This window comes from Hydrogenophaga sp. (assembly GCF_018780075.1).
Lineage (GTDB): Bacteria > Pseudomonadota > Gammaproteobacteria > Burkholderiales > Burkholderiaceae_C > Hydrogenophaga.
In genome coordinates this window covers 79,733-100,859 of sequence record NZ_JADMKB010000009.1, presented here as the reverse complement: position 1 = coordinate 100,859, position 21,127 = coordinate 79,733, and the positions used below count along the sequence as shown (strand labels likewise).

The window sequence follows — 21,127 nt, the reverse complement described above, 5'->3', positions numbered from 1 at the left end:
TTCAGCTGAGGGTCAGCACGACCCTCAGCCCATGGGGCTCGACGCGCTCCACAAGTGCGTCACCGCCGTGGCGCCGCGCGATCTCCCGCACGATGGCCAGCCCCAGGCCGCAGCCGCCGGGTTGTTCGCTGGCGCGCCAGAAGCGCTGGAACACATGCGCCATGTCGCCGTCGCTGAGCCCCGGGCCGTTGTCTTCGACGATCAGGCAGGTCCGGTCGCCATGGGCCTCGACCTTGAGCGTGACCGCGCTGCCGCGCGGCGTGTAGCGCAGGGCGTTGTCGATCAGGTTGGCCATGGCTTCGCGCAGTTGCAGGGCGTCACCCTGCAGCTCGCGGTGGTCGTTGCCTTCGAAGCCCAGGTCCACCCCCGCCGCGACGGCCTTGGGGGTCCATTCGCGGGCCACCTCGCGGGCGAGCGCGGCGAGGTCCAGCGTCTCGCGCCGGGCCGTGGTTTCGGTGCGCGCCAGGGTGAGCAGCTGGTGCACCAGGTGGGCGCTGCGCTCGGCGCCGGTGCGCACCTTGTTCAGGCGCGCCCCCACCACCGGGTCGCTGTTTTCGCGCTGCGCCAGTTCCACCTGGCTGATCAGGCCGGCCAGCGGCGTGCGCAACTGGTGGGCGGCGTCGCTGATGAAGCGTTTTTCCTGGTTCACGTTGCGCGCCACCTCGTCGAGCAGGCCGTTGATGGCCTGCACCAGGGCGTGCACCTCGTTGGGCGCTTGCGTCATGCCGATGGGCGAGAGCGCGTTGACCGAGCGGTTCTCCAGCTGCGCGGTCAGGCGCGTCAGCGGCGCCAGGCCGCGCTGGATGCCTCCGTAGACCGCCAGGCTCAGCAGCACGCCGGCCGCCAGCAGCGGCGCCAGCATGTCGGCGATCAGCTCGCGCGCGATGCGCTGCTGCACCGCCAGGCTCTTGCCCACCTGCACGCGCATGGTCTGTGGCGCGTTGTCTTCGCCGTAGTTCAGGTCCATGGCCACAAACCGCATCGGCCGTTTTTCAAACGTGGCGCTGTAGAGCAGGGGCTCGCCAGGCACCGCGACCAGGCCTTCGGGTTGCGGCAGCCGCTGGTTGCCCAGCAGGAACTGGCCCGGGGGCGACGACACCATGTAGCTGATGCGGTCGTCCGGGTCCTGCTCCAGCACGTCCTGCGCGGCGCGCGGAAAGTCGATCAGCAGGCCGGAGCCGATGGGTTTGACCTGGCGCGCCAGCGCCCGCACCGACTGGGTGAGCGACTGGTCGATGCCCTTCTCGGCGTACGACAGCGCGATGCGGTAGGCCAGCAGGCCGCCGCCGGCCCAGAGCACCAGCTGCGGCAGCAGCAGCCAGATCAGCAGCTGACGGCGCAGCGACAGGCCCGGCACGCCGGCCGTCATGGCGCGCTGGCCGATTCGAGCAGGTAGCCCAGGCCGCGGATGTTGCGGATGTTGAGCGTGGAGCCCGCGAGCTTGCGGCGCAGGCGGTGCACGTACACCTCCAGCGCGTTGGACGCCACGCCGCCGGCTTCACCCGGCTCGGACTGCCACACCGCCAGCACGTCTTCGCGGCTGACCACCTGCCCGCTGTGGCGCACCAGCAGGTCGAGCAGCGACCACTCGCGCTGGGTCAGTTCGATGGCCTCGTTGCCGAGCCAGGCGCGCGGCAGCACCGGGTCCACGCGCAGGCTGCCGGTGGCCGGTGGGGGCGGGGGGGCGGCAGGGCCGAAGGCGGGCAGGCTGGCGCGCCGCAGCATCGACTGCAGGCGGGCCAGCAGCTCGTCGCGGTTGAAGGGTTTGGTGAGGTAGTCGTCGGCCCCGGCGTTGAGGCCTTCGACCCGGTCCTCGATGCCGTCGCGCGCGGTGAGGATGAGCACCGGCAGGGCGGGCAGGCGCAGGCGCAGGCGCCGCAACACCGTGAGGCCGTCCAGCTTGGGCAGGCCCAGGTCGAGCACCACGCCTTCGAACGCGTCGTTCTGGAGGCGCTCCAGCGCCTGCTCGCCGTCGGCGGCGGTGTCGATGCGGTGACCCGCCTGCATGAGCTGGGCGCTCAGTCCGTCGCGCAGCAGTTCGTCGTCTTCAACAATCAGCAGGTGGGCCATGCGGCCAAATTATCCGGGCTTTTGACGCAGGTCCACTCGCTCAACCAGCTTTGCATGGGGCCGGAGCGCCACCTGTGCCGCATGAAACAGTGCAACTCAAGGGCACCGCCGGGCCGGCTCTGCCGGACGGCCAGTGCCGTCCCCCTCCCGCCGAAGGCGAGAGAGGGGGGTGACGCGAAGCGGCGCGGGGGGCTTTACCTCACGCGTCTTCCATGTTCCAGCGAAACCCGCAGCGTTTGCAGCACACCGGCACCAGACGGGCCGCGCGTTCGGCCGGGGCCGCCTTGTCCAGCAGCAACAGGCCATAGGCCTTGCATTGCCCGCAGTTGGCCTGGTTGGCCATTTCTTCGGCGTGCATCAACAGGTAGAGGTAACGGCGCAGCGCCCAGAGCGAGACGCTGGCACAGATCAGCACGAAGGCCGTGTCGATCAGCTTTTCGCCCCAGCTGCCGCCTTTGAAGGCCTCGAAGCTGGCGATCAGCGCCACCGCCGACACCAGGGCCAGCGCCATGTGGGCGTGGCTGGAGAGCAGCTCGCGTTCGTACCACTTGCGAAAACCGAAACGGCGGATGCCTTCGGGCAGGGCGGGGTTGAACGGGTTGCTGGCCATGTCGGGCTCCTAGGGGTGCTCCAGATTCAGCGACTGGGCCACGGCGCGGCAACGCGCCTGGTGGATGGCATGGGCGATGCGTTCGCCCGCCGCCTGCGCGCTGACCTGTGCATTGTGGTCCGGATGGGCAACGGGCTGCAGGGCGGCGCGGGCAATCCCCGCGGTGTCGACGGATTGCGCCGCCGCCAGCACGCCACCCAGCCGGGCGCTCTGGGGGTAGGCGCTCTCGCTGTGGCCGAGGCGCCCGCGCGCATCGCATTCGCAGGCCAGCAGCACCTCGACAAACCGCGCCGGGCGCCGCAGCGCGTCGCAGCGCTCCAGCAGCCGCACCAGCGCCGCCGCGCCCAGGTCGCCGCTGCGGTGGATGTGGCCGTGCTCGCGCGCCACCACGTCGGCCAGCTCGCGGCTCTCGCGCGGCACGCGCCAGCGGTCGCACACGCCGCGCAGCAGGTTGGCACTGCGCTCTTCATGGCCGAGGTGGCGCGGCAGGATGTCGGCGGGCGTCGTGCCCTTGCCCAGGTCGTGGCACAGGCAGGCGAAACGCACCGGCAGGCCCGCGCCCAGGCGTGCGCTCATGTCGAGCACCATCATCAGGTGCACGCCGGTGTCGATCTCGGGGTGGTGGTCCGCGCGTTGCGGCACGCCCCAGAGCCGGTCCACCTCGGGCAGCAGCCGCACCAGCGCGCCGCATTCCCTGAGCACCTCGAACATGCGGCTCGGCCGCTGCTCCATCAGCCCGCGCGAGAGTTCCTGCCAGACCCGTTCGGGGACCAGGTGGTCCACCTCGCCGTCATCGACCATCTGGCGCATCAGGGCCAGGGTGCCGGGCGCGACCGAAAAGTCCGGGAAGCGGGCGGCAAAACGCGCCACGCGCAGGATGCGCACCGGGTCTTCGGCGAAGGCGTGGGTCACGTGGCGCAGCACGCGCGAGCGCAGGTCGCGCAGGCCACCATGGGGGTCGATCAGGGTCGCCCGGGCCGGGTCGTCGGCATCGCGCAGGGTCACCGCCATGGCATTGATGGTGAGGTCGCGCCGCGCCAGATCGTCTTCCAGCGTGACGCTGGGGTCGGCGTGGAAGGCGAAGCCCTGGTAGCCCGGGGCGGTCTTGCGCTCGGTGCGCGCGAGCGCGTATTCCTCGCGGGTGTCGGGGTGCAGGAACACCGGGAAGTCGTGGCCCACGGGCAGAAAGCCCTGCTGCACCATGGCCTCGGGCGTGGCCCCGACCACGACCCAGTCGCGGTCCACGTGGGACGGCTCGGACGCGTCACTTCGGGGGCTCATGAGGGCATCGCGCACCGCCCCGCCAACAAGGTAGATCTCCATCGCGCCAAGTGTAGGGGCGCCGGCCGGGTCTTCGGGGCCCGGGGGGATGAGGCCCTTCAGGCACCCAGGGCGAGCTGCTGCGTCCCGGTCAGGCGCGCGGTGCCACCGGCCCACAGGCGCTCCATGCCCGCAGCACCGATGTCCAGCGACACCTCGATCAGGCTGGGGGACGGATGGGGCATGAGGCGGCCCTGTTCCAGCAAGAAGCGGCGTTGTGCCATGCCCAGCCGGTCGTGCAGCCAGCAGGCCAATGGCCCGGCGGCCATGCCGGTGGCCGCTTCCTCGTCGATGCCATAACGCGGCGCGAACATGCGCGCGGCGGCGTGACGGCCCGGCAGGTCGGGCTGCAGGCAGAACACGTAAAACCCGATCAGGTCATGGGTGTCGCTGAGGTGGTGAATCCGCTCCAGTTGGGGCTGGATGGCGGCCAGGCGCTCGCGGCTGCGCATGCCCACCACCAGGAAGGCATTGCCCGTGTGCACCACCGCGGGCGGCGGCCCCGCGATCAGGTCGTCGGCCTGCAGTTGCAGGGCGTCCAGCACCTGCTGTCGCTGGGTGTCCGTGGTCAGCTCGGTGTACGTGGGCGCGCGTTGTTCCATGGCCACGCGCGTGCCTTCGATGAGGATGGCGCGGTGGCCGTCGATGGTTTCCTTGCTGTGCACCCCGTCGCGCACCTGCCCCAGGTGCTGCATCAGCCAGAAAGCGGCGATGGTGGCGTGGCCGCAGTGGGCGATCTGCTGGGTCGGCGTGAAGAACTCCAGCCGGCGCGTGGCGGTCGCCGATGCACCGACGAAGACGGTTTCGGACAACCCCAGGTGCGCGGCCAATGCCTGGCGCTGGTGCGCGTCGAGCCCGTCGGCCGCCAGCACGACCCCCGCGGGGTTGCCCCCGGTGTCTGGCGCCGCCTGGTTGTCGACGAAGGCGTTGACGGTTTGAACGGTGATGCCCATGGCCATGCTGCCTGACGCGGCGGTCGCTCAGCGCCCCAGGCGGTAGGGCTCTTCGAAATCGAGGAAGTCGTGTTCGGCCAGCGCGCCGTCGATCCAGGCCTTCACCCCCGGCAGCGCGGCCACGCGGTCCACGTAGGCCTGCAGGTCGGCGGCCAGCGGCAGACCGTAGGTCTTCAGCCGCATGCACACCGGCGCGAAGTAGGCGTCGGCGATGCTGAACGCGCCGAACAGCAGCGGGCCGCTGCCGTCGGGCAGGGTCGCGGGCTGGGCCGCGAGCAGCTCGCCCCAGAGGCCGCTGAGCCGCGCCAGGTCGGCGCGCACGCCCGCCTGGTCGCGCCAGATCAGGCGGCCGGTGTCGGGCAGCGAGGCCTCGATGTTCATCGGGCAGTGGCTGCGCAGCGCGCCAAAGCCGCTGTGCATTTCTGCGCAGACGCTGCGCGCACGGGCGCGCTGCTTCGGGTCGGTCGGCCACAAGGTCTTCTCGGGAAAGCGCTCGGCCAGGTACTCGGCGATCGCCAGCGTGTCCCAGACCGCGAAACCGTCATCGACCAGCACCGGCACCTTGCCCACCGGGTTCACGCCGCGCAGGTGCTTCTTGAAGCTGGAGTCCGCTTCGAACGAGTCGAAGCGCACCATCACCTCCTCAAAAGGAATGCCAGCCTGCGTCATCAGCACCCAGGGGCGCATGGACCAGGACGAATAGTTTTTGTTGCCGATGAAGAGCTGCAGTGCCATGGGGGAAATCTCCGTGTGAAGGAGCCCATGCTAAGCCACGGCCGGCGAGGCATTGATGCCAAAAAACCGCGGTATTGATTCGAGCGCAGGGCGGTGAGGCCCAGCAGCCTCCGGCGAGACATGCACTGACCCAGGATGCGGTGGAACCGGCTTTGCCGGGCCACTCGCATCGCCCCCTGGGGGGTAGCGCGAAGCGCTGCGGGGGGAGTCCGTGTTATGCGTACTTTTCAAGAATCCGCGTCGAGCGCTCGACCTCGCGCAGCGTCTCGTCTTCGGACGCCGACACCGACACCGCCTCCATCACCGAGCAGGCCATCATCCGGTAGAAGGCCTTGTCCATGGCCTTGCGCGCGGCCGACATCTGCTGCGCCACGTCTTCGCAGGGGCGGCCACCCTCCACCATGTCGATCAGGCCGCGCACCTGTCCTTCGATGCGCTTGAGCCGGTTGACCACATCGCGCTGGTGTTCGGAGCGGAAGGTGGCCGCGGCCGACAGCGGGGGGGTGGCGGTGGCGGCTGGCTTGGATTTGGCGGGGGTGGTGGCCATGGAGTGTCCCGTGTGGTGAGTCGGGTGGAGTGTGCCAAAAATTCGAAACCCCGGGCAACTTGCCGGTTGGCCAGCGATTCACATCCGTCATGTATACCCTACCCCCTAGGGTAGTCACCAATGACGATATTCGAATGCATGGATACGGTGGAGGGTGTTAGCGGTTGAGAAAAGTCAAGGCCCGACGCCTCGGTCTGCCTCAGCCGAACACCCCCCTACCTCAAGGAACATTTCATGCAGATCTGGAAACGCTTCTCTCTGGGCCTGGCCCTGGCCGCCACCCTGTTCGCCACCACCGGTTGCGGGACGATGTCCACCATGGGCAAGCTGGAAGATGGTGCGGGTGCCGAGGCGTCCCGCATGTGGGACCGCTGGATCGACGGCAACGGCGACATCGCGGTGGCCACCACCTGGGAAGCCAAGGTCCAGCCCGGCGTGAGCGCCAAAGACGTGGAAGAGATCCTGAAGCTCGTGGCCGTGGAACGCAACATGCGCGACGTGGGCGTGCTGCCCCTGTCCAGGGAGCTGGAGGCCCGCTCGGGCAAGAAGGAAAAGCTGCTGACGGTGTACTCCTACTGCAGCCCGGCCACCGCCCGAAAGATGGTGGACTTCAGCCCGCACATGGCGGCCTACCTGCCGTGCCGCATCAGCGTGGTGGAGCACGACGACGGCAGCCTGTGGCTCTACACCCTCAACATGGACATGATGGTCAAGATGGGCCGCAAGCTGCCCTCGCCGCTGAAGGAAGAAGCGCAGGCCGTGCGCGACACCATCTGGACCATGATGCAGCGCGCCTCCAAGGGCGAGTTCTGACCTGAACACCAGCGCCCAGACAGATTCCCCCCCCACACAACAACGGAGACACCCCCATGCACTGTTCCCACCGCGCCGTGCGCGCCGCCGCCTTGCTCGCCATCGGTGGCGCCCTGGCGCCCGCCCATGCCACCGACGGCTACTTCTCTCACGGCTACGGCATCAAGGCCAAGGGCATGGGCGGCGCCGCCACCGCCATGGCCCAGGACGCTTTCGCGGGCGCCAACAACCCGGCGTCTGCGGCCTTCGTGGGCGGCCGCATGGACCTGGGCGCGGACCTGTTCATGCCCGACCGCGAGATGTCGCGCACGGGGACCGGCGGCATGCTCGACACCTCGGTGCGCAGCGGCAAGCGCGAGTTCCTGAACCCGGAATTTGGCTACAACCAGGTGCTGTCCAGCGACATGGCCGCGGGCGTCACGGTCTACGGCAACGGCGGCATGAACACCACCTACCCCGGCGGCCAGCTCAACTGCGGACAAGGCCCGGCCAACGCCCTGTGCGGTTCGGGGGACCTGGGGGTTGACCTGATCCAGCTGGTGGTGGCGCCCACGGTGGCGTACAAGCTCCACCCGAAACACAGCATCGGCGTGTCGCCCCTGCTGGTGTACCAGGCGTTCAAGGCGTATGGCCTGGAAGGTTTCTCTCCCATGTCGGTGGACGCAGGCAAGCTGACGGGCAGTGGTTACGCCTACAGCTCGGGCATCGGTCTGCGCCTGGGCTACATGGGCCAGCTGTCCGACAGCGTGAGCGTGGGCGCTTCGTACTCGCCCAAGGTCAACATGGGCCGCTTCAAGGAATACGCCGGCCTGTTCGCCAACGGTGGCGACTTCGACATCCCGGAGAACCTGAGCGTGGGCGTGGCGGTGAAAGCCACGTCGAACCTGACGCTGGCGGCCGACTACCAGCGCATCGGCTATGGCGACGTGCCCGCGATCGGCAACGCCGCCACGGCCGGCCCACTGGGCGGTTCGCCGGGCGGCGGCTTCGGCTGGAAGAACATTGACGTGTTCAAGCTCGGCGCGCAATGGCAGGCGGGCCCGCAGCTGACGCTGCGCGCGGGTTACACGCGCAGCGACAACCCGGTCACCTCGGCCAACATCACACCCAACATCCTGGCGCCGGGCGTCATGAAGTCGCACTTCACGCTGGGTGCGACCCATGCGCTGGCCAAGGACACGGAACTCAGCTGGTCGTTCATGTACGCGCCGCGCGTGAAGGTCACCGGCCCGTCGATGCTGGGTGGCACCGAGTCCGTCAGCATGCGCCAGACGGCCCTGGGCGTGCAGTGGGCCACGAGGTTCTAAATCCCCCGCAGCGCTTCGCGCTACCCCCTGAGGGGGCGGCACTGGCCGTCTGGCAAAGCCAGCCCGGCTGTGCCCTGGGCGGCACCGTCTCATGCTCACAGGTGGCGCTCCGGCGCCATTCTTTTCGACGCAGTCTCAACGGCGCAGGCCGCGACGGAACCCGTCCAGGTGGCTGCGGCCACCGCGCTGACCGAGGTAGGTCGGCGCCACGGCCCGCACCGAGGCGGGCGTGATGCCCAGGGACGACAGCCCCGGCCACTGCCCGTTGGCGACGTTGTCCACCTGCATGGCCGCGAGGTTGTCGCGGCTCATGAGCGGCTCGCCGGGCATCAGCTCCATCAGGCGCGCCTGCAGCTGGCCCAGCGCCGTCGGCAGGGGCAGCACCGGCCGGGCGCGGCTGCCGAATTCGCCGGCGATGCGCACCAGCTCGGCCAGGGTCAGCACCTCGGGCCCGGCGCAGTCGAAGGTCTGGCCCACGCTGCTCATCGGCAGGCCGCTGTCGCGCAGGCAGGCGATCACCGCGCTGGCCACGTCCTCCACCCACACCGGCTGGAAACGCGCGCCCGATGCGGCCAGCGGCACCACCGGGAACACCGCCTGCAATTGCGCAAACAGGTTCAGAAAACGGTCACCGGCGCCAAGGATGACGCTGGGCCGCAGGATGCTGAGCTCCAGCCCGGCGCTGCGCAGGGCCTCTTCGCCCCGCGCCTTGCTGCGCTGGTACATGGACGGGCTGTCGAGCGCCACACCCAGTGCGCTCAAATGCACCAGCCGCCGCACGCCCGTGGCGTGGCAGGCGCGCGCCAGGGTGGTGGGCAGGGTCACATGGGCGCGCTCGAACGAGGCCTCGTTGCCGTGCAGGATGGCCACGAGGTTGACCACCGCGTCGTGCCCCGGCAGCAGTCGCCGCAGGCTGGCTTCGTCGTGCACGTCGGCCTCGATCACGGTCAGGCACGGCAGGTGTTGCACCGCCGCCGCGTTGAGGGCGCGCCGCGTCGGCACCGTGCTGCACCAGCCTTCGCGCTGGATTTTTTCGCACACATGGCGACCGACGAAGCCGGTGCCGCCGAGGACCAGGATGTTGTTCAAGGCAGCTCTTTGTTGATGGCGTTCGGGTCGATCGCCGGGCCGACCACGCCCATGCGCGCGCGCAGCGACTGCGGCTGGCCGGTGATCAGGGCCGCGTAGCTGGTGGTGTTGGCGAGCACCTTCTTGACGTAGTCGCGGGTCTCTTCGAACGGGATGTTCTCGGCCCAGATTTCGCCCGGGAGCGCGGCGCCCTCGCGCCAGGCCCGCGCGCGGCCAGGGCCGGCGTTGTAGGCGGCGGCGGCCAGCGGGAGCGAGCCTTCGAGGTCGTCGAGCGCGAACTTCAGGTAAGCGGTGCCGATCAGGATGTTGGTGTCGCGGTCGGTGATCTGGTGCGACTGGAAGTCGGTCAGGCCGATCTTGCGCGCGGTCCAGCGGGCGGTGGCGGGCATCACCTGCATCAGGCCCGAGGCACCCACGCCCGAACGCGCATCGGTGACGAAGCGGCTCTCCTGCCGGATCAGGCCATAGACGTAGGCCGGGTCGAGCCCGATCTCGGCCGCGCGCCGGAGCACCAGCGCGCGGTGCGGCATCGGGAAGCGCTGGGTGTTGTCCTGCAAGTCGCGGGTGCGCTCGCTGGTGTTGATGCAGCGGTCCCACAGCTCGTTCTGGCAGGCCAGCGCAGCGGCGGCCAGCAGCTCGCGGTCGCTCATGCCGCCGGCCGTGTGCAGGTTGGTGCTGTAGTTCCACTCGCGCACGCCTTCGCTGCGCAGGCCCAGGCGGATCGCGGCCAGCGCCCGCTGCAGGCCGGGGTGGGCCTGCAGCCAGGCCAGTTCCTGGGGGGTCAGCGGGGCGGGCGCGGGTGGCGTGGCAATGGGCCGCCCCAGCTCTTCCATGGCCAGCTGCTCGTGGTAGCCCCGGGTCGAGGCGATGGATTCGTAGAGCGCGCGGGCCTGGGTCTGGGCGGTCAGCGCGTCGGGCTCCTTGAGCGCCTGCAGTGCGCGCGCGCGCCAGTAGACCCAGGTGGGCTCGCTGCGCTGGGGCTCGTCCATGGCCGCGATCGCGTCGCGCACGTGGCCCCAGGCGCCGGCGCGCAGACCCGCGCGCGCTTTCCAGGCCAGGTGGTCGGCGTGCATGAACCGGTCCTCACCGTTGACGAAGGCGGCCAGCGCCGGTCCCTGCGGGGTCTGGGCCAGGCGCTTGCCGATCACGCCCCAGAGCCAGCTGCGCTCTTCGTTCGTGAGTTGCGTTTTCCAGCGCATGTGCTCCATCTCGCGCGCCGCGGCCGCGGTGTCGAGGCTGGCCAGGCGGATGATGGCCAGTGTGACCAGCTCCTTGGTGCGGGGACGGATGGCGGTGAACTTCTCGTCGAGGTAACGCGCGGGGTCCACGGCGATGGCGCTGACCATGCCGATCCAGTCCGGGTTCAACAGGGCCACGGCCTGGGTCACGACCGCGGGGCGGTTGCTCTCCATCGCCAGGCGGGCGCGCTGCCAGACCACCTCGGGCTTGAGGTGGCCGCTGTCGACAAAAGCCTTGGCCGCGGTGGCGCAGCCGTCGTCGGCCTCGCGCTGGGCGTGCCAGAGCGGCGCGACCTGCCGGGCCGCGTCGTCGGCCGGCTTGCGTCGCGCCACGGCGTCGAGCATCAGCGCATAACACCGCACCTGCCGGTCGTCGTTCATGCGGTAGCGCGGCAGCTCGGCTTCGAAGTTCAGCCAGTCGCGCTGCTTGCCCAGGCGCAGCAGCCAGTCGTTGCGCAGACGGTCTTCCCAGTAGGTGCCTGCCATGCTGGCCATCGCCGCACGCACCTCGTCGGGGCTGGCGGTCTCCAGCCGGGCCTTGGCGTCCCAGTAGATGGCCATGGGTTCAAGCACATGGCCGCGCACCCGGGGCAGCAGGGCGCTGAGCGCCTGCGTGTGGTTGCGCCGGAAGGCGTCGTGCATGTCGAGCAGGGCCGCATCGGCACCGCCTTGTGCCCATGCGGCGCCCTGCATCAGCAGCGCGGCCATAATGGGCACAAGACCCTGTTTCAGGATCACCAGTTTCATGCGGCGATTATGGACAACAAAGACGTTCAACCTGCAACCATTCGGCCTTTGGATGGACCCAAACCCGCCTGGCGCAAACAACTGATCGAGAAGCGCCAGAACCTGGCCGACCGGGCCTGGCGCAACGACCTGTTGCAGCGCGTGATGCGCGTCTGGCTGATCCACCGGCCCGACGCGGTGATCGGTGCCTACTGGCCCATCAAGGGTGAATTCGACCCGTTGCCGGCGCTGTTCCGCTGGCAGGAGGCGGGGCTCGAAGAAGACGCCCAAGGCGCCCAGAAGCACCGCCGCATCGGGCTGCCGGTGGTCAACAAGGTCGATAAGACCCTCACGTTCTACAGCTGGTTCCCCGGCTGCCCCATGGAAGAAGACGCCTACGGCATCCCGAAACCGAAAGACACCGAGATCATCGAACCCACGCTGATCTTCGTGCCCTGCGTGGGTTACGGCCCCGGCGGTTACCGGCTGGGCTACGGCGGTGGTTTCTACGACCGCACACTGGCCTCGCTTCAGCCCAAGCCCTTCACCGTGGGCCTGGGTTACGACTTCTCCTACCTGCCCGACCTGGCACCCGAGTCGCACGACGTGCCGCTGGACGCGATCCTGGCCGACACCGGTGTGATGTGGCCCGTGAGCGGGTGACGCGGTGAGCGGCCTGACGCACCAGTGGGTGCACATCGCCTACCGCGAAACCAACGCCTTCACCGAAACCTACGGTTTTTCCGGCAGCCAGGGCGCGGTCAACCTGGAAGGCCTGCTGATCAGCGCGCCCGGCGCCTCGCGCGACGTGGTGTTCCTGATGATGCACCCGAGCTCCACGCTGCAGCTGCTGCCCCTGCCGCCCGCGCTGGCGGCGGCCGGTTACCCGGTGCTGTGCATGGCCAGCCGCTACGCCAAGAACGACACCGCGCTGATCATGGAGAAGGTGGTGCTCGACATGGGCGCCTGCGTGCGCCACGCCAAGGAGGTGCTGGGCTTCCAGCGCGTGATCCTCATGGGCTGGTCGGGCGGCGGTTCGCTGGCGCTTTTCTACCAGTCGCAGGCCGAGCACCCGACGATCAACCAGACGCCGGCGGGCGACCCGGTGGACATCGTGGGGGCGGGCCTGATCCCGGCCGACGGCGTGGTGCTGGAGGCCGCACACCGCTCGCGCGCCCAGTGCCTGCGCGACTGGATCGACCCTTCCGTGATCGACGAGGCCGACCCGGACCAGCGCAATCCCTCCTTCGATCTGTATGCGCCGTCGCTGCCCTTCAACGCGCCGTACCCGGCCGACTGGCTGGCGGCCTACCGCGCGGCCCAGCTGGCGCGCGTGCAGCGCATCACGGCGCGCGTGAAGGACACGCTCGAAGACCTGCGGCGCCGGGGCGGTGCCGAGCTGGAGCGCGGTTTCGTCACGCACCGCACCCTGGCCGACCCGCGCTTCCTTGACGGTTCCATCGACCCCAATGGCCGCCCCGTGGGCCGCTGTTACCTGGGCGTGCCGGAAACCGTGAACAGCGGGCCGGTGGGCATGGCGCGCTTTTCGACGCTGCGCTCCTGGCTCTCGCAGTGGTCCATCGACGACTCGCGCGCCGACGGCGAAGCCTGCGCGCGCCAGATCAGCGTGCCTCTGCTGGCGATCGAGCACGGGGCCGACGACGCCGTGCCGCAACCCGACATCGGCCTCATGTTTGCCGCGGCCGGCAGCGCCGACAAGGAGATGCACGTGATCCCCGGCGCCAACCACTACTTCCAGGGCCAGCCGGTGCCCTTGCAGGTGTCGGTGCAGCTGGTGAGCGACTGGGTCGCGCGCCAGCCGGGTTGACGGCCGGGGGTGAGAACGCCGTCAGACGGGCGCCGGCGCGGCCTGTGTCGCGGGCAGTTCGGCGGTGATGGTGGTGCCATGTCCCGGCATGCTGAGGACCGTCAGGCGCCCGCCGTGCGATTCCATGCGCACCCGCATGCCGCTCAGACCGTGGCGCCCGTGGGGCACGCGGGCGGGTGAAAAGCCCTGGCCATCGTCCTGCACCGAGAGCTGCACCGCCTGGCCGACCTGTTTCAGGCGCACCTGCACACGGGCGCACTGCGCGTATTTGCCGATGTTGGTCAGCGATTCCTGTGCGACCCTGAACAGGGTCAGCTCGGCACCGCGGTCCACGGCGACGGGCTGCAGCTCGGTCACCACCGGTTTGCCCAGCACGCCGGCCATGTCGCGGCACAGCATGTCCAGCGCCGCCACGAGGCCCAGCTGGTCCAGCGACGAGGGGCGCAGGTTTTCGATGATGCGGCGCTTGATCGCGATGCCTTCGTTGAGGCGCGTTTCCAGCGACACCAGGCGTTCGGTGGCTTTCTCCGGCATGTCGGGCAGGCGGCGCAACCGGGCGAATTCCAGTTTCATCGCCGTCAGCAGACCGCCCATCTCGTCGTGCAGCTCGCGCGCGACGTGGGCCCGTTCGTCTTCCCGGGCGTTGACCAGGTGCGTGGCCATCTCGGTGAGTTCGGCGGTCCGCTCTTTCACGCGGTCGGCCAGCAGCAGCCGTTCCCGGGCCAGCTTGCGGTCTTCCTCGCGCAGCAGGCGCTGGAAGTAGAACAGCGCCAGCGCGGTGCCCAGCGCCAGCAGGTGGATGGCCAGGCGGTTCAGCGACAGCGCCTGGTACAGCGAATAGCGGGCGGTCTCCTGGATGGCGCCCGATTTCTGCAGCACCAGGTCGAACTCCTCGCGCAACTCGTCCCGGCGCTTGCGCGTGATGGCGCTGATGGACGCGGCGGTGGCCTTCGCGGTGTCGCCGCGCTCAAACGCCTCCACCCAGGCATCGGTGCCACGCACGTGGTCGGCCAGCAGCCGCTCCACCCGTTCGAGCGAGATGGTGCTGTCGGGGTCCATCTGGCGCACCAGCGCCACGGCGCTGTTTTTCAGGTGGTCGAGGCGCTGCAGGGTCTCCCGGTACTTGGCGAGCTCCTGCGGGGCCTTCGACATGAGGTACGACCGGGCGTGCAGGTCCGTGTCCGTCAGGGCCTGCAGCGCTTCGGCCGACCGGATGCGCGCGTCGGTGAGCGCGATGCCGATGGACAGGGTGCGGTGGGAGTGCTGGTAGGTGGACTCGTTGATGCCCATGGCCACCACGCCCACCACCACCACGATGGGCATCAGGTAACGGCCGCGCGCCACCCATTCGATGGTGGAGCGCAGCTTTCCGGGGGCGGTGTCTTCCAGGCTCATGATCGGGGCCGGCCGGCCAGGGTGAAGGGGGTGCAAGGGTAGCTCACCGGGGCGGGGGGTGCGATCAGGCGCCGGGCATGCCTTCGCAGTAGGTGATCAGCTCGTCCAGCTCGCGGGATTTGTCGAAGAGCCGGTCGGCGCCGAGGGCCGCGCAGCGCTGCCGCATGTCGGGAGAAGGGTAGTTGGTCAGCACCACCCGGCGCATCGGCAGGTTCAGCGCCTGGGCGCGCGCCAGCACCCCCAGGCCGCTCCCCGATGCGAGGAAGATGTCCACGATGACCAGGTCCAGGTCTTCCTTGCGCTGCTCCAGTTCCCGCACCGCGTCGGACTCGGTGCGCGCGGTGCCGACCACACGCACCGGTGTCAGCTCCTCCAGGGTGGTGACCAGGTCTTTCAGGATGACGGGGTTGTCCTCCACGATGAAGGCGCGAACGGGGCACATGGTCGGTGGTCGTCGGAAGCGGATGGGGCGTGTGGGTGGCGTGTGCGTTACGGCTTCTTGACCAGCGTGAGGTTGTTCTTCACATCCACCACGCCCGTCACCGCCTTGGCCAGGGTGGTGGCCCGGTTGATGGCCTCGGCGCTGGGCGCGGGGCCGTAGAGCGACACCACCGCGTCGGTCGTGTCGACGTTGATGGCCAGCGCGCTCAGCTCGGAGTCGGCCGCCAGCGCGGCCTTGACGCGGGTCGTGATGGCCACGTCGGAGGACTTGGCCGACACCGTGTTGACGGCATTGACCGCGTTGTCCTTGACCTCGGTCGCGACCTCTTTCGACTTTTCAATCGCGCTGTCGACCCGCTGGCCGACGGTGGGCGATGGGGCGGGCGCCGTCTGCGCGCAGGCGCCGAGGCCGGTCAATGCCGCGACGGCCAGGGCCGCGAGCGCGGTGCGTGGCAGGGAAAAGGGGGTGTGTGTGGACATGGTGTGAGGACTCATGGAACGGCATCGCGACCGCGTGGGGCGTTCGAACCCAGTGTATCGGTGGCGCTGCCTTGGGGTTGTAGGACATGGCTGACACGGCCTGGCTCGCGCGAGCCCCTGGAATGTCCGCCGGCGTGTTCATGGGGTGGGCGGTCAGGGCTTGCTGAACCAGTCGTCGGTCAGCTGGCCCCATGGTTCGATGGCCTGGCCCTTGAGTTGTTTCCCGTTGCCTTCGATGCGGTCCCAGTTCATGGTGGTGCTCCTTCGTCAGTGGTGTTGCGGGCCCCGTGGGAGCCCCCGGAAAACAGCGGCGAACGGTGTCGCCGGGCTGTGTTGGAACTGTAGGTTTTTGGACGCATGGCCGGTGTCGGCGGGCGCTGCGTTGGCCTGTAGGACGGCGTGCCGTGGGCGTGTCGGTGCGGGTTCGACCGCGCAGGGATTTCGTTCCCGCGCTACAGTGCGTTTTGCGCGCCGCAGGCGCACCAGACACGGGGGCACGGGATGATTCGAGTGGGGATCGTGGATGACCACAAGGTCGTGCGCGCAGGGCTCAAGCAGTTCCTGTCCGAGCACGTGGACCTGCGCGTGACGGGCGAAGCCGGCAACGGGGTCGAGGCGCTCGAAATGGCCCGGCAGGGTGAGCTGGACGTGATGCTGCTGGACCTCTCCATGCCCGAACAGGGCGGTGTCGATGCGCTCAAGGCCATCAAGGCGCGGGCGCCCGAGCTGCCCGTGCTCATCCTCAGCGGGTTCCCCGAGACGCACTACGCCATCACCCTGCTGCGCCAGGGCGCCAGCGGTTACCTCAACAAGGAGTGCGACCCCGAAGAGATCGTGCAGGCGATCCGCACGGTGTCGATGGGGCGCAAGTACATCAGCCAGGCCGTGGCCACGCTGCTGGCCGAAGGGGTGGCCGGCGGGCTGGAGCGGCCGGCCCACGAGCTGCTCTCGGAGCGGGAGTTGCAGGTGTTTCTGCGCCTGGCCAAGGGCGAGACCATCGGCGGCATGGCCGAGGCCATGTTCCTCAGCGTCAAGACGGTCAGCACCTACCGCACGCGGGTGCTGGAAAAACTCAAGCTCGGCAGCAACAGCGAGCTCACCTACTACGCCATGACCCATGGCCTGATCCAGTAGGCCGCGGCCCCGGCCAAGGGTGCGTCGGCGCTACGTGGGGAGGTCGTCCGGGGGCGGCGCGCCCGCCTCGCGATCCTGCGAGCGCTGCGCCTGTTGGCCCAGGTCGCTGATCCAGGTCGCGAGCGCCCCGGCCATGGCCATCTGCACGGAGGCGTGCCCCAGTTGCGACCAGAGCATGCCCCCGAGGTGGGCGCGCCATGGCGCCCAGCGGTTCCTGGCCGCACCGAACACCCAGGGCGTCAGGCTCACCAGGGCGGCGCCGACCGCCGCACCGGCCGCCAGCGCGGCCCAGGGGTGGCGGCGCACGATGGGGTTGACCTGTTGTGCCACGGCGGACGCCACCAGCTCCGCCGGCGCGTGCCAGGGCTGCCGTCGCCACCACCGCCGCGCCAGCGTCCGGGCGGCGCTGAAGAGCCCGAGCCCCACACCCTGCCGCCGCAGGCGCGCCGCGAACGGCGCGGCCGGGAACCCGCTCGTGCCGGGGGCACCGGCACCCGCCGTGGCGGCGCTCTCGCGCCCGGAGGGCTCGGGCGACAAGGCCAGGATCAGCTGCGCGCGGGACGCCTCGATCCGCGCGAGCGCCGCGGCCTTGCGCTGTGACGGTGACGGTGACGGTGGCGGGGGCGTGTTCATTCTTCGCCCAGAATTTTCAGCGTGGCCATGTCCTGCGCCCACTGCGTGCGCAGGGCCTCGAACGCCGGGGGGTCGCGGCGCGTGGCCGCGACCCCCGCGAACACGCCCGCGCCCAGCAGCGGCACCGCGGGCACGACCCACAGGAGCCAGGGCATGGGCATGGACGCCATCGGCACCACCGCCCACAGCAGCAGCGAGGTGCCCAACAGCAGGAGGCCGACCAGGCCCAGCACGGCGGTGGCCACCCAGATCAGCGCGCGCGACTTCAGCTGGCCCGTCACGCCCTGCCACTCGGCCAGCGCGAGGTCGGCGTAGGCGTCGGCGTGCTCGGTGAACAGCGTGGGTTGCTGGGCCAGGCTGATGAAAAGGGGGTGGATCACGGCGGGCGCGCTTTCTGCAGGCAGGGAGGTCAACACACCGATGCGGGACCACCCGCCGAAGCGGGTGGTCCCGCAGGGGGCCGGGTTCAGTGGCGGCTGGCGCGGTTGCGGGTGGCCCAGGTGATCGCCAGCGTGGCGCCGGCGCCGGCGGCCATGGCGATCAGCAGCGCCTTGGTGGGTTCCCGGCGCACGTAGCTGGTGGTCTGTTCGTTCAACTGGTGCGCCTTGTCGGCCACCGCGGCGCGCGCGGCCCGGGCTTTCTCGATCCCGGCGCGGGCCAGCTCTTCGGCAGAGGTGGCGGCGCGGGAGATCGTCGACGGGATGGTGTCTCGCAGCTGGTGGATGCCGGCCTGGACGGCCTTTTCGGTCTCGGCGGTGGTGCGCTGGGCGTCGTTCATCAGCTCGTCGGCCTTGCCGACGGCGCGGGACACGGCGACCTCGGCCACGCGGGCACCGGTGTCCGCCACGTCCTGGGCGGCGGCGGTGATGTGTTGGGCGGTGGCGTTCATCTTGGGCTCCTTGAGTGAGGGATGGGTGAGGGTGAGGGTGGGAGGTGGGCGGGCCGGCGTCGATGCCGTGTTCAGCGCTTGAGCCAGCCGAACAGGAAACTGACGACGGCCATCACCAGGAAGACCACGAACAGGATCTTGGCGATGCCTGCGGCGCTGGCGGCGATGCCACCAAAGCCCAACACCGCGGCGATCAGCGCGACAACCAGAAAGACAACGGCGTAGTGCAACATGGACAACTCCTGAATCACCCCGGTGGGGTGGTGGACTTCGCAACGCCTGTCGCTGCGATGAATGAAGTCTAGGAACGCGCTGGCCTCGGCGGTGTCGGTCAATCCCACGGGTTGGCGTAGGACTGGGCCGACAGGGCGACCCTGAGCGTGGGGGCTCAGCGATCCGCCGCCGGGCCGCCCCAAGGCGGATCAGCCCCCTCGGGGGGCAGCGACCCGCGCAGCGGCGGAGCGTGGGGGCGTATCAGACCACGTTGCCGTGCAGCCGGGCGCTCAGGCTGAGACCGATGGCCGTGTCCGCCTGGGGCTGCTCCGGTTCTCGGGGGGCACCGGCGGACCGTGCCGTGATCAGCGCCTGCACCTCGGGGGCCAGATCCCTGGCCATCTGGGACAGCAGATCGGCTTCGCCCTGGGCCAGTGCGTGCCCGGCGGGCGCGTGCACCGCGAGCAGGCCCAGCACCGCGCCGTGGGTGTCCCGCACCGGCTTCCCGGCGAAGAAGGGGTGCCGCGCCAGCGCCGGGTGCTGGGCGCCGGCCTGCGCCGGATCGAGGTGCAGCTCCACCGGGTCGTTCTCGCCCGCCAGCAGCCGGCCCGGTGGCGAGGCCTCGGGCGGCATGGATTCGGTGGACCAGCCGGGCTGGGGCACGTCCCCCGCCAGCAGGCAGCGCAGCTCGGTGGCCCCGGTGCGCACCATGAGGCTCACCACCGGCACACGGAACACCGCCGCGGCGCGTTGCACGCTGCGGTGGATCGCTTCTTCCCGGGCTTCCACCGGGGTCGGGGCGGTGGCGGCGCCAGGCTGACCCGGACCGTCACCGTCACCGCCGTGCGCGGGCGGCGCTTCGGTGTGCTCTTGATCGGCCAGCGCCAGCACCTCCGGCAGCCGGAACAGCACGGCCGACACCCCGATGGCCTGTTGCCGCTCGGGCTCGGCCAGCGCCTCGACGCCCCGCCAGGCCACCAGCCGGACCACCACGTCCGGCCAGTGGCGGCGCAGCCGCCGGCACACCAGTCGCACCTGCGTGTCGGGGGCCTTGGACAAGGAGCACAGGTAGACCACCTCCACCGACGCCGCGTCGCGCAGATCCGCCCGGCCCTGCTGGAGGGCGGCCACCGGCAGGGCGCGGGCGCGCAGGCCGGCGTGGGCCAGCGCGTGCGCCAGCATGTCGGCCGACAGGGTGTCGAGCTCGGTGCGCAGGCCCACGCACAGCAGCGTCGGCGCCAGGGCGTTCGACGCCTGTGCAGCGGTGTCGTCGGCTTGCAGCTCGTTCACGAAACGCGCCGTGCCGTCGAGCAGGCGGTGGCGGTGCGCGGCGGTCACACCTTCGTCGCTCAGGCGCGCGGCCAGCCCCAGCATCGGCAAGGCCGTGTCGCCGTAGAAATGCGCCAGCGAAGTCTGCCGCACCTCCTGGTAGGCCATGTCCTCCGCCTCGTCGAGGTCGCCGGAAATGAGCCGGTGGTAGAGCTGGGTGGCGCTGTCGAACACCGGCTCGCTGCCCAGCAGCACCTCCAGGAAACGCAGCGGGGCCAGGTGGCGGCCGACCACCACCAGGCACACCGTCAACGGCGTCGCCAGCACCAGGCCCAGCGGCCCCCACAGCGTGGCCCAGAAGGCGGCCGAGATCAGCACCGCCAGCGGCGACACGCCCGTGCTGCCGCCGTAGGCCAGCGGCTCGACGACGTTGTTGCTGATCACTTCGAGAACCAGGATCAGGGCCAGCGTCCACAGCACGACCGACCAGCCCGGGTCCACCGCGAACGCGAGCACGAGCGGGAAGATGGCGCCGATGGCCGGCCCGAGGAACGGGATGAAACGCAGCAGCGCCGCGAGCCCGCCCCAGAGCCAGGCGCCGGGCACGCCGATCCACCACAGGCCCAGCGCCATCGGGATGCCGTAACCCACGTTGACCAGCACCTGGGCCAGCAGGTAGCGACTGACCTTCTCGGCCGACTCGGACAGGGCGTCGGCCATCTGGTGCTGGTCGCCGCCCATCAACCTCAACAGGCGGTCGCGCAGCTCGATGCGCTGCAGCAGCATGAACACCACCAGGATGATGACCAGGCCGGCGGTCGCCAGCTGCACGCCCACCGTGGTCAGCACGTTCACCGCGACCTCCAGCGGGCTGCGGTCGCTGGTGTCCACCGTGACGCGGGTGGCGCCCGGCGACTCCTTCTTGCCCATGTCCAGGGTCTTGGTGGCGGCGTCGAACTCGCCCATGACCACGCCGAAAATCCGGCCGAACTCCCGCACCGTGCCCGACGGCACCACCGTCGGCCGCAGGTCGTGCAGCTTTTTCTGGATGTTCTTCCGGTAGGTGGGCAGCTCGTTGCCGAGGTCGCTGACCTGGTTGGCCATCAGCGCGCCGGCGCCCACCAGCAAGGACAGCGCCAGCGTGAGCACCACGCCCACCGCCAGGCCGCGCGGCACCGAGCAGCGGCGCAGCCAGGTCACCACCGGGTCGATCACGAACGCGAGCAGCGCGGCGAACGCCAGCGGCATGAGCAGCGCCTTGCCGTGGTGGAGGGCGAGGATGCCCAGGCCCAGGGCCGCGCCGGAGAAGACGAAGCGCTGCACCCCCGGCAGCACCTGGGTGTCCGTGCCGCGGGCCGACGGGTCGGCGTCGCGTGGCGGGCCGACCGCGGCCGTGGCGGGCTTGGACGGATCGGGGTTCGACGGGGGGGTGTTCAC

General features: G+C 70.1%; 23 protein-coding genes. 5 read left to right on the top strand and 18 right to left on the bottom strand.

Annotated elements, in window-relative coordinates; translation table 11 throughout:
* Nucleotide 1 precedes the first annotated feature (1 nt).
* The 7 genes from IV088_RS03280 to IV088_RS03250 form a co-directional block, all read right to left on the bottom strand.
* Nucleotides 2-1,369: a sensor histidine kinase gene (locus IV088_RS03280; RefSeq protein ID WP_291097666.1), complete on the bottom strand. Its 1,368-nt coding sequence runs from the start codon at nucleotides 1,367-1,369 to the stop codon at nucleotides 2-4.
* Nucleotides 1,366-2,070: a response regulator transcription factor gene (locus tag IV088_RS03275; protein ID WP_291097664.1), complete on the bottom strand. Its 705-nt coding sequence runs from the start codon at nucleotides 2,068-2,070 to the stop codon at nucleotides 1,366-1,368. Before IV088_RS03275 ends, IV088_RS03280 begins: the two co-directional genes overlap by 4 nt.
* 199 nt (nucleotides 2,071-2,269) lie before the next feature.
* Entirely contained in the window at nucleotides 2,270-2,680 is a 411-nt protein-coding gene (locus IV088_RS03270) for a hypothetical protein (RefSeq protein WP_291097662.1), read from the bottom strand.
* A 9-nt stretch (nucleotides 2,681-2,689) separates the two neighbouring features.
* Nucleotides 2,690-4,003 carry a multifunctional CCA addition/repair protein gene (locus IV088_RS03265; protein ID WP_291097660.1) on the bottom strand — a complete coding sequence of 438 codons (1,314 nt, stop codon included), beginning with the start codon at nucleotides 4,001-4,003 and terminating at the stop codon, nucleotides 2,690-2,692.
* Nucleotides 4,004-4,059: 56 nt separating this feature from the next.
* The gene (locus IV088_RS03260; RefSeq protein WP_291097640.1) at nucleotides 4,060-4,953 is read right to left on the bottom strand and encodes a PhzF family phenazine biosynthesis protein; all 894 of its coding nucleotides are present in this window, start codon (nucleotides 4,951-4,953) and stop codon (nucleotides 4,060-4,062) included.
* Between the two features lie 27 nt (nucleotides 4,954-4,980).
* Nucleotides 4,981-5,688, bottom strand: coding sequence for a glutathione S-transferase family protein (locus IV088_RS03255; RefSeq protein ID WP_291097638.1), 708 nt, complete (start codon nucleotides 5,686-5,688; stop codon nucleotides 4,981-4,983).
* A 214-nt stretch (nucleotides 5,689-5,902) separates the two neighbouring features.
* Nucleotides 5,903-6,235, bottom strand: coding sequence for a metal-sensitive transcriptional regulator (locus IV088_RS03250; RefSeq protein ID WP_291097636.1), 333 nt, complete (start codon nucleotides 6,233-6,235; stop codon nucleotides 5,903-5,905).
* A 234-nt stretch (nucleotides 6,236-6,469) separates the two neighbouring features.
* On the opposite strand from IV088_RS03250, the gene IV088_RS03245 reads away from it, so the two are divergent.
* Nucleotides 6,470-7,048, top strand: a complete 579-nt coding sequence (locus tag IV088_RS03245; RefSeq protein WP_291097634.1) for a DUF302 domain-containing protein — start codon at nucleotides 6,470-6,472, stop codon at nucleotides 7,046-7,048.
* Nucleotides 7,049-7,104: 56 nt separating this feature from the next.
* Complete coding sequence (locus IV088_RS03240; RefSeq protein WP_291097632.1) at nucleotides 7,105-8,355, top strand: OmpP1/FadL family transporter; 1,251 nt, start codon at nucleotides 7,105-7,107, stop codon at nucleotides 8,353-8,355.
* A gap of 135 nt (nucleotides 8,356-8,490) precedes the next feature.
* Here IV088_RS03240 and IV088_RS03235 read toward each other — a convergent pair whose 3' ends face one another.
* A complete protein-coding gene (locus IV088_RS03235) occupies nucleotides 8,491-9,444 on the bottom strand; it encodes a complex I NDUFA9 subunit family protein (protein WP_291097630.1) in 954 nt (317 codons plus the stop codon).
* The gene (locus tag IV088_RS03230) at nucleotides 9,441-11,429 is read right to left on the bottom strand and encodes a lytic transglycosylase domain-containing protein (RefSeq protein ID WP_291097628.1); all 1,989 of its coding nucleotides are present in this window, start codon (nucleotides 11,427-11,429) and stop codon (nucleotides 9,441-9,443) included. The genes IV088_RS03235 and IV088_RS03230 overlap by 4 nt, the downstream gene beginning before the upstream one ends.
* A gap of 48 nt (nucleotides 11,430-11,477) precedes the next feature.
* On the opposite strand from IV088_RS03230, the gene IV088_RS03225 reads away from it, so the two are divergent.
* Both IV088_RS03225 and IV088_RS03220 read left to right on the top strand, forming a co-directional pair.
* Nucleotides 11,478-12,071 carry a 5-formyltetrahydrofolate cyclo-ligase gene (locus IV088_RS03225; protein ID WP_291097626.1) on the top strand — a complete coding sequence of 198 codons (594 nt, stop codon included), beginning with the start codon at nucleotides 11,478-11,480 and terminating at the stop codon, nucleotides 12,069-12,071.
* A 4-nt stretch (nucleotides 12,072-12,075) separates the two neighbouring features.
* Nucleotides 12,076-13,236, top strand: coding sequence for an alpha/beta hydrolase (locus tag IV088_RS03220; protein ID WP_291097624.1), 1,161 nt, complete (start codon nucleotides 12,076-12,078; stop codon nucleotides 13,234-13,236).
* A gap of 21 nt (nucleotides 13,237-13,257) precedes the next feature.
* Here IV088_RS03220 and IV088_RS03215 read toward each other — a convergent pair whose 3' ends face one another.
* The 4 genes from IV088_RS03215 to IV088_RS03200 all read right to left on the bottom strand — a co-directional run bounded on the left by IV088_RS03215 (nucleotide 13,258) and on the right by IV088_RS03200 (nucleotide 15,804).
* Nucleotides 13,258-14,631 (bottom strand): sensor histidine kinase, encoded by a 1,374-nt coding sequence (locus tag IV088_RS03215; protein WP_291097622.1) that lies wholly within the window; start codon nucleotides 14,629-14,631, stop codon nucleotides 13,258-13,260.
* A gap of 64 nt (nucleotides 14,632-14,695) precedes the next feature.
* On the bottom strand, nucleotides 14,696-15,073 hold the full coding sequence (locus IV088_RS03210) for a response regulator (RefSeq protein WP_291097620.1): 378 nt from the start codon (nucleotides 15,071-15,073) through the stop codon (nucleotides 14,696-14,698).
* 47 nt (nucleotides 15,074-15,120) lie between these two features.
* A complete protein-coding gene (locus IV088_RS03205; protein WP_291097618.1) occupies nucleotides 15,121-15,552 on the bottom strand; it encodes a BON domain-containing protein in 432 nt (143 codons plus the stop codon).
* 153 nt (nucleotides 15,553-15,705) lie between these two features.
* Nucleotides 15,706-15,804 (bottom strand): CsbD family protein, encoded by a 99-nt coding sequence (locus IV088_RS03200; RefSeq protein WP_291097616.1) that lies wholly within the window; start codon nucleotides 15,802-15,804, stop codon nucleotides 15,706-15,708.
* A 249-nt stretch (nucleotides 15,805-16,053) separates the two neighbouring features.
* Here IV088_RS03200 and IV088_RS03195 point away from each other — a divergent pair, with 249 nt between their 5' ends.
* Nucleotides 16,054-16,686 carry a response regulator transcription factor gene (locus IV088_RS03195; RefSeq protein WP_291097614.1) on the top strand — a complete coding sequence of 211 codons (633 nt, stop codon included), beginning with the start codon at nucleotides 16,054-16,056 and terminating at the stop codon, nucleotides 16,684-16,686.
* Nucleotides 16,687-16,716: 30 nt separating this feature from the next.
* Here IV088_RS03195 and IV088_RS03190 read toward each other — a convergent pair whose 3' ends face one another.
* The 5 genes from IV088_RS03190 to IV088_RS03170 all read right to left on the bottom strand — a co-directional run bounded on the left by IV088_RS03190 (nucleotide 16,717) and on the right by IV088_RS03170 (nucleotide 21,127).
* Entirely contained in the window at nucleotides 16,717-17,319 is a 603-nt protein-coding gene (locus IV088_RS03190) for a hypothetical protein (RefSeq protein WP_291097612.1), read from the bottom strand.
* On the bottom strand, nucleotides 17,316-17,699 hold the full coding sequence (locus IV088_RS03185) for a hypothetical protein (RefSeq protein ID WP_291097610.1): 384 nt from the start codon (nucleotides 17,697-17,699) through the stop codon (nucleotides 17,316-17,318). Before IV088_RS03185 ends, IV088_RS03190 begins: the two co-directional genes overlap by 4 nt.
* A gap of 86 nt (nucleotides 17,700-17,785) precedes the next feature.
* Nucleotides 17,786-18,208 (bottom strand): hypothetical protein, encoded by a 423-nt coding sequence (locus tag IV088_RS03180; RefSeq protein WP_291097608.1) that lies wholly within the window; start codon nucleotides 18,206-18,208, stop codon nucleotides 17,786-17,788.
* 71 nt (nucleotides 18,209-18,279) lie between these two features.
* The gene (locus IV088_RS03175; protein WP_236963813.1) at nucleotides 18,280-18,441 is read right to left on the bottom strand and encodes a DUF1328 domain-containing protein; all 162 of its coding nucleotides are present in this window, start codon (nucleotides 18,439-18,441) and stop codon (nucleotides 18,280-18,282) included.
* 241 nt (nucleotides 18,442-18,682) lie between these two features.
* A complete protein-coding gene (locus IV088_RS03170; protein ID WP_291097606.1) occupies nucleotides 18,683-21,127 on the bottom strand; it encodes an AI-2E family transporter in 2,445 nt (814 codons plus the stop codon).